The organism is Microbispora triticiradicis (assembly GCF_005864065.1).
GTDB lineage: Bacteria > Actinomycetota > Actinomycetes > Streptosporangiales > Streptosporangiaceae > Microbispora > Microbispora triticiradicis.
The window spans coordinates 203,470-217,398 of sequence record NZ_VANP01000002.1 but is presented as its reverse complement, the minus strand read 5'-3'; the positions used below and the strand labels follow the sequence as shown (position 1 = coordinate 217,398).

Annotated in this window: 11 protein-coding genes; 3 read left to right on the top strand and 8 right to left on the bottom strand. The window is 73.1% G+C overall.

Features of this window, described 5'->3' with window-relative positions; genetic code table 11:
- Positions 1-56: 56 nt before the first annotated feature.
- The 5 genes from FED44_RS06080 to FED44_RS06060 all read right to left on the bottom strand — a co-directional run bounded on the left by FED44_RS06080 (position 57) and on the right by FED44_RS06060 (position 6,127).
- Positions 57-1,889: a hydantoinase B/oxoprolinase family protein gene (locus FED44_RS06080; RefSeq protein ID WP_138460026.1), complete on the bottom strand. Its 1,833-nt coding sequence runs from the start codon at positions 1,887-1,889 to the stop codon at positions 57-59.
- A complete protein-coding gene (locus tag FED44_RS06075) occupies positions 1,879-3,921 on the bottom strand; it encodes a hydantoinase/oxoprolinase family protein (RefSeq protein WP_138460025.1) in 2,043 nt (680 codons plus the stop codon). Before FED44_RS06075 ends, FED44_RS06080 begins: the two co-directional genes overlap by 11 nt.
- A gap of 102 nt (positions 3,922-4,023) precedes the next feature.
- On the bottom strand, positions 4,024-4,701 hold the full coding sequence (locus tag FED44_RS06070) for a DsbA family oxidoreductase (RefSeq protein WP_138460024.1): 678 nt from the start codon (positions 4,699-4,701) through the stop codon (positions 4,024-4,026).
- A 70-nt stretch (positions 4,702-4,771) separates the two neighbouring features.
- Positions 4,772-5,446 (bottom strand): SRPBCC family protein, encoded by a 675-nt coding sequence (locus FED44_RS06065; protein ID WP_117409511.1) that lies wholly within the window; start codon positions 5,444-5,446, stop codon positions 4,772-4,774.
- Between the two features lie 90 nt (positions 5,447-5,536).
- Positions 5,537-6,127, bottom strand: a complete 591-nt coding sequence (locus FED44_RS06060; RefSeq protein ID WP_117409512.1) for a MarR family winged helix-turn-helix transcriptional regulator — start codon at positions 6,125-6,127, stop codon at positions 5,537-5,539.
- Positions 6,128-6,239: 112 nt separating this feature from the next.
- Between FED44_RS06060 and FED44_RS06055 the strand changes: the two genes are divergently transcribed.
- The 3 genes from FED44_RS06055 to cydB all read left to right on the top strand — a co-directional run bounded on the left by FED44_RS06055 (position 6,240) and on the right by cydB (position 10,162).
- A complete protein-coding gene (locus FED44_RS06055) occupies positions 6,240-7,304 on the top strand; it encodes an alkene reductase (protein WP_138460023.1) in 1,065 nt (354 codons plus the stop codon).
- Positions 7,305-7,742: 438 nt separating this feature from the next.
- Positions 7,743-9,230 (top strand): cytochrome ubiquinol oxidase subunit I, encoded by a 1,488-nt coding sequence (locus tag FED44_RS06050; RefSeq protein WP_138460022.1) that lies wholly within the window; start codon positions 7,743-7,745, stop codon positions 9,228-9,230.
- 11 nt (positions 9,231-9,241) lie between these two features.
- Positions 9,242-10,162 carry a cytochrome d ubiquinol oxidase subunit II gene (gene cydB / locus FED44_RS06045; RefSeq protein ID WP_138460021.1) on the top strand — a complete coding sequence of 307 codons (921 nt, stop codon included), beginning with the start codon at positions 9,242-9,244 and terminating at the stop codon, positions 10,160-10,162.
- Here the strand turns inward: cydB and cutA are convergent.
- The 3 genes from cutA to FED44_RS06030 are packed head-to-tail and all read right to left on the bottom strand — an operon-like array spanning position 10,152 to position 13,911.
- Complete coding sequence (cutA, locus tag FED44_RS06040) at positions 10,152-12,536, bottom strand: aerobic carbon-monoxide dehydrogenase large subunit (RefSeq protein ID WP_138460020.1); 2,385 nt, start codon at positions 12,534-12,536, stop codon at positions 10,152-10,154. The genes cydB and cutA overlap by 11 nt on opposite strands.
- A complete protein-coding gene (locus FED44_RS06035; protein WP_117409517.1) occupies positions 12,533-13,039 on the bottom strand; it encodes a (2Fe-2S)-binding protein in 507 nt (168 codons plus the stop codon). The genes cutA and FED44_RS06035 overlap by 4 nt, the downstream gene beginning before the upstream one ends.
- Positions 13,036-13,911, bottom strand: a complete 876-nt coding sequence (locus FED44_RS06030; protein ID WP_117409518.1) for an FAD binding domain-containing protein — start codon at positions 13,909-13,911, stop codon at positions 13,036-13,038. Before FED44_RS06030 ends, FED44_RS06035 begins: the two co-directional genes overlap by 4 nt.
- Positions 13,912-13,929 lie beyond the last annotated feature (18 nt).

Genomic DNA, 13,929 nt, shown 5'->3' with positions numbered 1-13,929 from the left:
CCAACGGCACCGCCGCCAATCCCGGACGGCCGGACAGCTCCGGGCGTCGCCGGCGTTCACACGATGTCGACCTCGGCGTGCGGGAGGCCGCCGGAGAGCCGGGGATAGCCGGGGCCGCGGTCGAAGAAGGCCGCGGGCGGCGCCTCCCGCAGCCGCTCCCGCAGGCGCGCGGTCGCCTCGGCGTCCACGACGACGTCGTCCCGGGTGCCGGTCAGGACGACGCCGTAGTCGTCGCGCGCGCCCTCGAAGGAGACCTTCCCGTCGCGGACGTCGTCGGCCACGCGCTCGGCCGGCCGGTCGTACGGCGAGCCCCAGCCGCCTCCCCCGGTCGTACGGATGCGGATGACCTGCCCGGCACGCACGGGGAAGTCGTCGACCAGGCCCTCCATCTCCACCCCGTCCACCGTGACCTGGAACGGACGGCCCGCCCGGCCGCCGTTGACGCCCCAGCACGACAGGATCGAGCGGTCGGCGATCGACATGAAGGAGGCGTCCCGCAGCATCCGGATGTGCTTGTCGTAGCCGAGGCCGCCGCGGAACTCCCCCGGCCCGCCGCTGTCCACGGCCAGGCCCAGCCGCTCGACCCGGAACGGCCAGCGTGCCTCGGCGAACTCCGCGGGGATGTTGCGGCTGTCGGGCACGACGTGGATGGTGTCCTCCCCGTCGGCGTACCAGCGCCCGCCCGACCCGCCGCCGAGCACCTCGCGCATGAGGTACGGCCCGTCGTCCGACTCGCCGTACACGCCGGTGTAGCGGATCGTCTCCTGGTCGGCGGGCATCCGACCGCCGGTGGCCTTGGCCAGCACGCCCGCCAGCACGCCGAGCAGGCGGAGGATCACGAACGTGCGGGCGTTGGTGGGCGCGGGGAAGATCGGCGTGAGCAGGGTGCCCTTCTCCGGGAAGACCATTTCGATCAGCGGAACGACGCCCTCGTTGACGTCGAGCTCGGCCATCCGCTCGGGGGTGTCGGCGAGGTTGCGCAGGATCGGCGCCAGCCACTTCTTCAGGAAGACGCCGCCGGCGTAGTCGCCCGCGTGGTTGATCGGCCCCTTGGCCTGAGCCGAGGTGCCGGTGAAGTCGATGGTCAGCGGGGTGTCCGCGGAGTGGTCGACGGTCAGCGTGATCCGCTGGGTGTGCAGCCGCGGCTCGTCCACGCCGTCGTGCTCGGCGTAGTCCTCCCAGACGTGGACCCCCTCGGGGATCTTCGCGAGCAGCTCCCGCCGGAAGGTCTCGGTCGTCTTGGAGATGATCGCGTCGAAGCAGGCCTCGACCGCCTCCCGGCCGTACCGGCCGAACAGCTCGCCGAGCCGCCGGGCGCCCATGAGGCAGGCCGAGCACTCGGCGTCGAGGTCCCCGGCCAGCGAGTCGGGCATGCGGGAGTTGCGCGTCATGATCGTGAGGGCGGCCCGGTTGGGCACCCCCTCGTCCCACAGCCTGATCGGCGGGACCATGAGGCCCTCCTCGAACGCGCTGCGCGCGTGCGACGGCATCGATCCCGGCACCGCGCCGCCGATGTCGTCGTGGTGGCCGAAGGCCTGGACGAACGCGACGACCTCGCCCTCGTGGAAGACGGGCACCGTCACGCACAGGTCGGGCAGGTGGCCGATGCCGCCTTCGGAGAGGTAGACGTCGTTGTGGAAGAACACGTCGCCGGGCCGCATCGTCTCGATCGGGAAGTCGCGGACGACCGGCTGCACCAGCGCCGAATAGGACCGGCCGGTCAGCTTGCGCAGCCGCGCGTCGTGGATGCCGGCCCGGAAGTCGTGCGCGTCGCGGATCATCGGCGAGCGGGCGGTGCGCGCGATCGCCGTCTCCACCTCCGTCTCGACCGAGGCGAGCGTGCCCTCCACGATCTCCACGAGCACGGGGTCGGCGGTCCTATCGGTCATCGCTCACCACCACGAGGTTGCCGTAGTCGTCCATGGTCGCCGTGAAGCCGGGATGCACCGGCAGGGTCGAGCCGTACTCCTCGACGACGGCGGGGCCGCGCACCACGGCGCCCGCGCCGAGGTCGTCGCGGCGGTAGACCACGGTCCTGCCCCATCGCTCGTAGTACACGTCACGGGTCCCGACCGGGCTCGGCTCGTCCACCTGGTACGGCCTGCGCGCGAGCTTCGGCCGGGTGATCGGGCCGATGCCGGACACCCGGAGGTTGACCCACTCGACGGCGTGACGGGGATCGTCGCGGTAGCCGTACCCGTAGAGCCTCTCGTGCTCGGCGTGGAACCGGTCCGTGACCACCGCGAGCCACGCCTCGTCCACCGGGCCGTCCGGCGCGGGCACCCGCACCTCGTACGCCTGGCCGTAGTAGCGCAGGTCGGCGCTGCGCGCGTACACGTGCTCGGCGAAGCCCTCGCGGCCGAGCGCGTCCGCCGCCTCGGCCTCCAGGCCGGCGAGGATCTCGCCGAGCGCCCGCGGCGACGGCTCACGGGTGACGTGCGTGCGGACGTAGTCGTTCTTCACGTCCACCGTGAGCAGGCCGAAGGCGGACACGTTCCCCGGGTCGGGCGGGATGATCGCGGCGGGCAGCCCGAGGACGTCGATCAGCCTGCAGGCCAGCAGCGGGCCGGAGCCGCCGAACGCGACCAGCGGGAAGTCCCGCACGTCGAGGCCGCGCTGCACGGTGATCTGCCGGATCGCGTTCGACTGGTTGAACGCGCTGATCTCCAGGATCCCGGTGGCGCAGCGCTCGGGGGTCAGCCCGAGCCGGGCGGCGAGCGCCTCGACGCCAGCCCGCGCCGCGGCGACGTCGAGGCGGATCTCCCCGCCGAGCAGGTGCGGCGGCACCCGGCCGAGGAAGACGTGCGCGTCGGTCACCGTCACCTCGGCGCCGCCCGCCCCGTAACAGATCGGCCCGGGGTCCGCGCCCGCGGACCGGGGGCCCACCTTCAGCGTCCCCTCGGGGGAGACCCAGGCGATGGACCCGCCGCCCGCCCCGACCGTGACGATGTCGATCATCGGGATCTTGCAGGGATAGCGGCCGATCCTGCCCTCGGTCGTCAGCGAGGGCTCTCCGTCCACCACCACGGCCACGTCGGTCGAGGTGCCGCCGCCGTCGAGGGTGATCGCGCTCGGATGCCCGGCGGCGCCGGCCACCAGCGCGGCGCCGAGCGCGCCCGCCGCCGGGCCGGACAGGACGGTCGTGATCGGCTGGTGCACCACCTCGGCCGCCGACAGCACGCCGCCGTTGCTCTTCATGACGGAGAAGGGCCGGCCGAGCCGTTCGGACAGGTTCTCGATGTACCGCCGCATGATCGGCTTGACCGCCGCGTCCACCAGCGTGGTCACCGACCGCTCGTACTCCCGGTACTCCCGCAGCACGTCGCTCGACAGCGACACGACGGCCTCCGGGTGCTCGCGCTCCAGCACCTCGCGCATTCGCCGCTCGTGGGCGGGGTTGGCGTAGGAGTGCAGGAAGCACACGCCGATCGCGGTGACGCCCCGCTCCCTGAACCACCGCGCGGCGGCCGCGGCCTGCTCCTCGTCGAACGGCCGGACCTCGCGGCCGAGGTGGTCGAGCCGTCCTCCCACAGCACGCACCCGGTGGACGGGCACGATCCGCGGCGGCTTCACCCAGAAGTAGGAGTTGCCGTAGCCGTCCGGCACGCTCTGCCGGGCGATCTCCAGTACGGACTCGAAGCCCTCGGTGGTGACGAACCCCAGATGGGCGGTGCCGTCCGGGCGGTCCTCCAGCAACTGGTTGGTGGCGACGGTCGTGCCGTGGACGAGGGCGGCGACGGCATCGAGGTCGCGGGACCCCCCATGGGTCTCCAGCACCTTGTGCACGCCTGCCATGAAACCATCGGCCGGGTTGGCAGGAGTGGAGGGAGTCTTGGTCGTGACGACGCGGCCGGACTCCTCGTCGACGAGAACGACGTCGGTGAAGGTGCCGCCGGTGTCTACCCCGATGCGGATGGACATGCTCAGTGTCTATCGAGCGCCGCCACCGGGAAGAACCGGCGCACTCTGCCGAAGAATCAGGACACCGTCGTCACACCCTGCCTACCCGGACCGCCTACGGGATCAGACCGCGCATGCGTCGCCCTCGCAGCCTTCGCCCGCCTTCTCCTGTGTCGCCTTCTCCTGGGCCGCCTTCTCCTGAGCCGTACGGGCCTCGACCTCCCGCAGCGCGGCCACGAGCGTCTCGACGGGCTGCGCGCCCGAGACGGCGTACTTCTCCTCGAACAGGAACAGCGGGACGGAGCGCACGCCCAGCGCGTGGGCGCGGGCCAGATCGGCGCGCACCTGCTCCGCGCCCTCTCCCGTGTCCTCGACTCCGGTCTCGGCGGCGAGCCCGGCCAGCGTGCCGGGGTCCCCCACGTCGAGGCCGTCGGTGAAGTGGGCCCGGAACAGCCGCTCGGCCATCGCCGCTCCGCGTCCGGCCCGACCGGCCAGCGAGATCAGCCGGTGCGCCTCGAAGGTGCCGGCCTGCAGCGCCCGGTCGAAGCGGAGGTCCAGCCCGTCCTCCGCGGCCACGCCCGCGACGCGGGCGGTCATCTGCGCCACCTGCCCGGCGCCGCCGAACTTGCGCTCCAGCGCGCGCAGCAGCGGCTCACCGGTGGAGACGCCGTCCGGGTCGAGCTGGAAGGGGCGGTGCGCCACCTCGACGTCCCCCTCGAAGAGGCGTACGGCCTGCTGGAGCCGGTGGTGCCCGATGTAGCACCAGGGACACACGACATCAGAGAAGATCTCGACTTTCACGACATGTCCCAACCGGCGCGCCCTCCGGCCGATTCCCCCGGAACCAGGAGAAGGTGCCTAGAGAAGGTGCCTAACGGCGGCGGGAGTTGCGGCCGAGGAGCCAGCCGATGACGGCGCTGCCGAGGGCCACCCCGGCGCCCGTGCCGAAGGCCGCGAGCATCGTCCAGGCCGGCACGCCCTGGCGGGGCGCGGCCGGAGCCTCGCGGGTGAACACGCGCGGCGCCGTCTCCCCGGCCGCGGCCGTCGCCGCCGGCACGGCCTCGGACACGCCGGGAGCGGTTCCGGACACGGCGGCGGGAACAGCGGAGGCGGACAGCAGGTGCCGCTCGACGGCGGAGAAGAACTCCCCGGCGGTCTTCTTGGCCACCGAGGCGAGCATCCGCTGCCCCACGCCGCCGATCATGCCGCCGACCACGGCCTCGGCGTCGAAGTCGACCCGGGTGCCGCCCTCGGCGTCGCTCAGCCGTACGGCCACGGTGGCCTCGACGGTGCCGGGGGCGCCCTGGCCGCGTGCGCCGAGCGTGAACCGGTCCGGCTCCTCCTGGTCGCGCAGGGCCACCTCACCCTGGTAGACGCCCCTGACCGAGGCGACCCCCGCCGTGACCGTCATCGCGTACACGTTCTCGCCGACCGTCTCCAGGCGCTCGCAGCCGGGGATCGTCCGCACCAGGACGCCGGGGTCCTGGAGGGCGTCCCAGACCCGCTTGCGCTCCGCCGCGACCACCGCGCTGCCCGAGACCTTCATGGCCACCTCCGATGCCGAGCACCCTAGAGAATCACCCGTACGGCGGGAACGGCAAGACATGCCCGGCCGCGGCGCGGCGGTACGGCCGGGCTACCGGGAGGCCGCGACCGTGGCGGGAGGATCCGCTTCACGAAGCTCCGTCCCGGGGAGCTCCGCCGCGGGAAGCGGGGACGGCGCGGTCTCGCGGCAGACGTTGCGGCGGACCACCCCCAGCAGGGAGCGGAGGGTCTCGACCTGCTCCGGCGTCAGGCCGTCGGACAGCCGCCGGTGAAGCTCCTCCTCCACCCGGCGGACCTCCGCACGCAGCGTGTCGCCCTTCGGCGTCGTGCTCACCACGCTGATCCGCCGGTTGCGGGGGGACGGAGCGCGACTCACGAACCCGCTGCGCTCCAGCCGTTGCAGGCTCTTGGTCATCGTCGACATGTCGATGCCCACCGCCGCCGCGAGCCTGTTCTGGGACATGGGCCCGTTGGCCCACAGCGCGTTGAGCACCCGGTCCTGACCGGGATAGAGGCCGATCTCCGCGAGCAACGCGGCGAGCAGGACGCGGTGCCCCAGGGCCGCCTGGGCCATCAGGCAGCTCAGGCTGTCGGGGTCCTCTCCGGGCGCCCCTCCGCACCCCGCCCCGGCCGCGGACGTCGTCCCGCACGCCTCCACGCCGTCCGTCCGTGCTTCCGTCATCACGCCGCCTCCTCTGCGATGAGCCTACCGCTTGCATATTGGTCGGCCAAGTTGTATGTGTATCTATGGCCGACCAAGTTGGCCGACCAAGTAAATTCGGGAGGTCTTGACCATGCTGTTCACACCCCACACCCTGGGCTCCCTTCGCCTGCCGAACCGTCTCGTCATGGCACCCATGACGCGGTCACGTGCGTACGTCGCGGGGATCCCCTCGCCGTTGACCGCGCTCTACTACGCCCAGCGCGCCTCGGCCGGCCTGATCGTCACGGAGGGCGTCCAGCCCAGCGCGGTGGGACAGGGCTACATGAACACCCCGGGGCTGCACACCGACGAGCAGGTCGCCGGGTGGCGGGAGGTGACCGACGCCGTCCACGCGGCGGGCGGCCGGATCGTGGCCCAGATCATGCACGCGGGCGGGGTGGGCCACCCCGACAACACGGGCCACCTACCGGTCGCCCCCTCCGCCGTACGGCTCGGCGAGCAGATCTTCACGCCCGCGGGCCTTCAGGACACGCCGGTGGCCGTGGAGCTGTCCACCGCCGAGGTGGAGGCCACGGTCGGCGACTTCGCCGCCGCCGCCCGGCGCGCGGTGGACGCCGGGTTCGACGGCGTCGAGCTGCACGGCGCCAACGGCTACCTGATCCACCAGTTCCTGTCGCAGAACGCCAACCTCCGCGACGACCGGTACGGCGGGTCGGTGGAGGGCCGGATCCGGTTCGCCGTCGAGACGGCGAAGGCCGTCGCGGACGAGATCGGCCCCTCCCGGGTGGGGATCCGGCTGTCCCCCCGGAACGGCGCCCAGGGACTGGTGGAGGAGGACGCCCACGAGGTCTATCCCGCGCTGGTGTCCGAGCTCGCCGGTCTCGACCTGGTCTACCTGCACCTGCTGGCGACCGGCGGCGCCGAGCTGGACGCGCGCATCCGGGACCTGTGGCCGAACACCCTGATCGTCAACGACCCCACGGCGACCGACCCGGCGGCCTCCGCCGAGGAACGGCTGCGCTGGGGCGCCCATCTCGTCGCACTCGGCAAGTCCTTCCTGGCCAACCCCGACCTGCCGGTGCGCCTGCGCGTCGGCGCGCCGTTGAACGAGGCGGACCTGAGCACGGCCTTCGGCGGCGACCACCGCGGCTACACCGACTACCCCACCCTGGCCCTCCACCCCGCCGTCGCCTGACCGCAGGGAAAGCCCCGGAAGGAGCGCGGCAAGGACCACGGAAGACCCGGCGAGGACCTCCGGTTCGCGGAACCGGAGGTCCTCGCCGTTCCCACGCGCGTCTCCGCGACGGCCGGAGGGCGCGCGACGTCAACCGCGCGGCGTACGGGGGAATCAGCCGCACGGCGGACGCCGCCCGTGCCGCCGTCGGGCCACTCTTGGTCATGTGCCCGAACCGGGCACGCCCGGCGGGACGGGACACCTGTCCCTGTTCCCCGGGACCGTCCGACCGGCATCGTCCGTACTGCAAGGAACGGGGATCCGGCACCGCGAACCGGGCCGCTTCGGCGTGCCTCACGGCTGTGACGAAGATCGCACCTCGCGGGGCCCTAATGCTCTACAGCTTGTAGTACTACTGAATATAGAACTACAAGTCGTAGAGCTCGGCGTGAGGAAGACATGGACGCGCTTGACCTGGCACGGTGGCAGTTCGGGGTGACCACCGTCTACCACTTTCTCTTCGTGCCCCTGACGATCGGGCTCGGCGTCTACGTGGCCGGCCTGCAGACCGCCTGGCTCCGTACGGGCCGGGAGCACTACCTGCGGCTCACCAGGTTCTTCGGCAAGCTCTTCCTGATCAACTTCGCCATGGGCGTGGTCACCGGCATCGTGCAGGAGTTCCAGTTCGGGATGAACTGGAGCGAGTACTCGACCTTCGTCGGCGACGTGTTCGGCGCGCCGCTGGCGCTGGAGGCGCTGCTCGCCTTCTTCCTGGAGTCGACGTTCCTCGGCCTGTGGATCTTCGGCTGGGACCGGCTGCCCAAGCGGGTCCACCTCGCCTGCCTGTGGGCGGCGGTCATCGGCTCCAACCTGTCGGCCTACTTCATCCTCGCGGCCAACGCCTGGATGAAGCACCCGGTCGGCTACGAGGTCGTGGACGGCCGGGCCCGGATGACCGACCTGTGGGCCGTGCTGACCAACTCGACCGCGCTCGCCCAGGTGCCGCACGTCGTGGCCGCCTCGTTCGTCGTGGCCGGCGGGTTCGTCCTCGCCGTCATCGGCTACCGCGTCCTGCGTGAGCGCGGCCTCGGCGTGCTGCCCGGCCGCCGGGCCCGCACGGTCACCGCGGAGGACGCCACGACGCCGATGCGCCGCCTCCCGGACATGTGGCGGACCGCCCTGCGCGCCGCCCTCGTGATGACCGCGATCGCGGGAGCCGTGGTCGCGGGCACCGGCGACCTGTCCGGCCGGCTCCTGCACGAGCAGCAGCCGATGAAGCTGGCCGCGGCCGAGGGCCTGCGTCACGACACGGCCGGCGCGCCGTTCTCGATCGCGCCCGGCGTCGAGGTGCCCGGTCTGCTCAGCCTGCTCGCCGCGCACGACCCCGCCGCGACGGTCCAGGGCGTGGACGACATCCAGGCGAGGTACGAGAAGGCCTTCGGCCCGGCCGACTACACCCCGAACCTGCCGGTCGTCTTCTGGTCGTTCCGGGTGATGATCAACTTCGGCATGGCCACGGTGGGCCTCTCCGTGCTCGGCCTCTGGCTGACCAGGAAGCGCCGCGGGCGGCGGGCCGGCCAGCACGCCGGGCAGGGCGAGCCCCTGCCCGCCTGGTTCGCGCGCCTCTGCGTGCTGGCGCTCCCGCTCCCGGCCACCGCGATCATCGCCGGCTGGCTGCTCAGCGAGATCGGCCGCCAGCCGTGGACCGTGCAGGGCGAGCTCATGACGGCCGCGAGCGTGTCGCCCGGCGTCTCGCTCACCGAGGTCGCGATCACGCTGGCCGTCTTCACGGTCCTGTACGGCGTGCTCGCGCTGGCCGAGGGCGCCCTGCTGCTGCGGCACGTCAAGGCCGGCCCCGAACTGCCCGCCCCGGCCCCCGGGCCCGCCGCCGCGGTTCCGCCGGCGCGGGCGGAGGAGACCCGGCTCACCCCGACCCTCATGTACTGAGGAGCCACGAGATGACGACTTTCTGGTTCATCGTGATCGCCTTCCTCTGGACGGGCTACTTCGTCCTGGAGGGGTTCGACTTCGGCGTGGGCGCGCTGCTGCCGCTGCTGTCGCGCTCGGAGGCGGACCGCAGGCAGGTGCTCGGCACCATCGGCCCGGTGTGGGACGGCAACGAGGTCTGGCTGATCACCGCGATCGGGGCGATGTTCGCCGCCTTCCCCGCGTGGTACTCCGGCCTGCTGAGCGGCTTCTACCTGCCGGTCTTCCTGGTGATCACGGGTCTGATCGTGCGCGGCGTCGGCCTGGAGTGGCGCGGCAAGGTCCACTCCCGGCGCGAGGTCGCCCTGTGCGACGCCGGGATCGTCACCGGCAGCGTGCTGCCCGCGTTCCTGTGGGGCGCGATCTTCGGCAACCTGCTGTTCGGCACGGCCCTCGCGACCGTGCTCGGCGGGGCCCTGTCGCTGTCGGTGGCCGTGCTGCACGGCGCGGTGTTCGTGGCGCTCAAGACGACCGGCGGGGTGCGGGCCCGCGCCCGCCGCGCCGCCCTGCTGGCGGCGGTCGGCGCGATGCCGGTCGCGCTCAGCACGCTGCCCTCCGTGCCCGGCAGGGGGCCGCTGTGGACGCTGGGGACGGCCCTGCTCGCCGCCGCCGCGCTCGCGGCCGGGGTCACGCTGGTGTGGGGCCGCCGGGAGGGCTGGGCCTTCGCGGCGACCGCCACGGCGATCACCGCGACGACCGCCACCGTCTTCGGCGTGCTGTCGGCGGCGCCGCTGCCCGGCCTGACCCTGGCCGAGGCGGCCTCCGCGCCGTACACGCTGACGCTCCTCACCTGGATCGGCCTGATCGCCCTGCCGGGCGTCCTCGCCTACCAGGCCTGGACCTACTGGGTGTTCCGCAAGCGCCTCACCGCCGAGGTCTCCCTCAACGCGTGAGGCGCAGGGTGTGGAGGTCGGAGGGGGAGATGGGCATCCGGTCGATCGGGATGCCCTCGGCGTCCTCGATCGCGGCGGCGACGACGGCGGAGACCGGGATGACCCCGGCCTCCCCGGCGCCCTTGATCCCCAGGGGGTTGAGCGGCGAGGGCGTCTCCAGGTGGGCCGTCTCGATGCGCGGCACCTCCGTGGCGTACGGCATCAGGAAGTCCATGAACGAGGCGTTCAGCAACTGGCCGTGCTCGTCGTAGACCATCTTCTCGTACAGCGCGCCGCCGACGCCCTGGGCGACCCCGCCGTGGATCTGCCCCTCGACGATCATCGGGTTGATCAGCCTGCCGCAGTCGTGCACGACGGCGTACCGCAGGATCTGGATCTCGGCGGTGTCCGGGTCGGTCTCCACGATCGCGGCGTGCATGCCGGCCGCGAAGGTCGACCTGACCGGCGAGTAGTAGTCGCGGCCCTCCAGGCCGGGCTCCTCCCCCTCCGCCACCGGCGGCCGGTCGTCCGAGGCGGGCCCGGCGAACTGGGTGGCCCGCTTGGCCTCCTCGTCGAAGGCGTACCGCAGCGGGTTGGACAGCACGGCGACGGTCGCCAGCGGGATCGACGCCGACGGCGCGCCCGCCACGTGGACCATCCCGTCGGTGATCTCCAGGTCGCGCGGGTCGGCCTCCAGCGCCTCGGCCGCGATCCGCAGCGCCTTCTCCCTGACCTTGCGGCAGGCCAGCGCGATCGCGTTGCCGCTCATCACGGCCGCGCGTGAGGCGAAGGTGCCCACGGCGTAGCCGAAGCGCCGGGTGTCGCCGGTGACGACCGACACCTTCTCGATCGGCACGCCGAGCTCGGTCGCCGCGATCTGCGCGAACACCGTCTCGTGGCCCTGCCCCTGGGAGGTGAGGCCGGTCGACACGTGCACCCGGCCGTCGGAGGTGATCTGCACGTGACCGCCCTCGTACGGCCCGACGCCGGTGCCCTCGACGTAGCAGCCGACGCCGATGCCGATCCTGCGGCCCTCGGCCGCCGCCCGCGCCTTCTCCTTCGGGAAGGCGTCCCAGCCGATCAGCTCCTTGAGCATGCGCAGGGCCTCCGGGTAGTCGCCGCTGTCGTAGATCAGCGGGCGCCCGTCCTGGAACGTCAGGCCCTGGTCGTAGGGGAACTCGTCCGGCTGGATGAAGTTGGCCGCCCTGACCTCCGTACGGTCCCGGCCGAGGTAGGCGGCGATCTTGTCCATGGTGCGCTCCATGCAGAAGACGCCCTGCGGGCGGCCCGCGCCCCGGTACGGCGTGACCTGCACGGTGTTGGTGTAGACCGAGGAGAACTCGACCCGGTAGGCGCCCACCCGGTACGGCCCGAGCAGCTGGGTCGAGGTGATGATCGGCACGATGATCCCGTACGGCGTGTACGCGCCGTGGTCGTGCAGGATCTCCACTTCCAGCCCGAGGAGGCGGCCGTCGTCGTCGAAGCCGGCCCGGACGTGCTGCACCTGCCCGCGCTCGTGGGAGGAGGAGACGAAGTGCTCGCGCCGGTCCTCGGTCCACTTCACCTCCCGGTTCAGCAGCCGGGCCGCCCACGGGACGAGGATCTCCTCGGGCCAGGGATGGACGATCTTGACGCCGAAGCCGCCGCCGACGTCGGGCGCGACGACCTCCACCTTGGGCAGCGGCAGCCCCAGCTTGGCCGCGATCGCCATCCGCACGCTGGTGGAGGTCTGCGTGGAGGAGTAGACGCGCAGCGACTCGTCGTCGGCGTCCCAGCGGGCGTACACGCCCTTCCCCTCCAGCGGCGTGCAGGCGCTGCGCTCGACGTCGAGGCGGAACTCCAGCCGGTGGGGAGCCGCATCGACCGCCTCCCGCGCCGTCACGCCGCCGGGGCCGGGCACCTCCTGCACGAGGTGCGCGCCGATGTTGCCCGGCACGTCCTCGTGCACCAGGTGCGCGCCTCCGGCGGCCTCCTCCAGGCCCACGACCGGCTTCAGGATCTCGTAGTCCACCCGGATCAGCGCGCACGCGTCCTCGGCGAGGTAGCGGTCGCGGGCGACGACCATCACGACCGGCTCCCCCACGTGCCGCACGACCTCCCGGGCCAGCGCGTACGCCGTGCGGCCGTGGGTGAGGGCCGGGTGCGGGATCAGCAGCGGCAGCGGCTCGGCCAGCGCGCCCGGCAGATCCTCCCAGGTGTAGATCGCGACCAGGCCGTCCACGTCGAGCGCGCCGGACACGTCGACGTCGAGGATCCGCGCGTGGGCGTGCGGCGACCTGACGAAGGCGGCGGCCAGCGCGCCCGCGCCCAGGTCGTCGAGGTAGCGCCCCTGACCGGTTATCAGCCGGGGGTCCTCGCGCCGCCGGACCGGCTCGCCGAACAGCCTGGTCGTCATGCCCCGCCCTCTTCCGCCTGGATCTGTGTCGCCTGCATCTGGGCGGCTCGGTGGACCGCCTTGAGGATGTTCTGGTAGCCGGTGCACCGGCACAGGTTGCCCGCCACGGCCTCCAGCGCCTCCTCCTCCGTTGGCGCGGGGTTGTCCCGCAGGAACGCGGTGACCGTGCACAGGAACCCCGGCGTGCAGAACCCGCACTGCAGGGCGTGGCACTCGGTGAAGGCCCGCTGGACCGGGGACAGCGCGCCGTCGCGGGCCAGCCCCTCCACCGTCGTGATCTCCTGACCGTCCACCGTGACGGCGAACGTCAGGCACGACCGCACCGGCTCGCCGTCCAGCAGCACCGTGCACGCGCCGCAGACGCCGTGCTCGCAGCCCACGTGGGTGCCGGTGAGGCCGAGATCGTGGCGCAGGCAGTCGGACAGCAGCCGCCGCCCGGGCACCGTCGCCTCCCGCACGACCCCGTTGACCGTCAGCGTCACGTGATGGTGTGTCTCGTTCACGATTCCTCCCCGTGGGCCGCGGAAGCGGCGTCCCGCAGCGCCCGTACGGCGAGCACGCCCGTGAGGTGACGGCGGTAGTCCGCCGTCGCGTGGATGTCGCCCTCCGGCTCGACCAGGTCCCGTACGGCCGCCGCCACCGCGTCCCAGGCCACCGAGGCCGCCGGGCGCGGGCCGCAGGCGGCGGTTACGTCCGCGACCACCGGAACCGGTCCCACGCTCACGCAGGCGACGCGGGCGGCGGCGATCCGGAGGTCCTCGTCCAGGGTGACGGCGGCGGCGACCCCGGCCACCGCGTAGTCGCCGTGCCGCCGGGCCACCTCGTGGAAGGCCGTGCCCGACCGCGCCGGCAGCGCCGGGAAGAACGCCGACACGGCCAGCTCGCCGGGCCGCACCGCCGACTCCATCGGGCCGGTGAAGAACGCCGCGGCCGGCACCTCCCGCTCCCCGCCCCGGCTCGCCAGCCGTACGGACCCGCCGAGCAGGGCGAGGACGGCGGGCATCTCGGCGGCGGGGTCGGCGTGGACGAGGCTGCCCACCACGGTGCCCCGGTTGCGGATCACGGGGTGGGCCACCAGGCGCAGCGCCTGCCGCAGCAGCGGCTGGGCCGCCGCGGCCCCGGGCGAGCGCTCGACGGCGGCGTGGCGGGCGAGGGCCCCGACGCGCACGCCGGACGGCCCGGCCTCGATCCCGTCCAGGCCGGGCACGCGGTTGACGTCCACCACGCGGGCGGGCGCGGCGAGGCGCATGTTGAGCAGCGGGATCAGGCTCTGGCCGCCCGCCAGGACCTTCCCGCCGGAGCCCGCCTCGGCGAGGAGGCCGAGCGCCTCGCCGAGGGTGGCCGGGCGGCGGTAGTCGAACGGAGGCGGCTTCACCGCGTCGTCCGGGACACG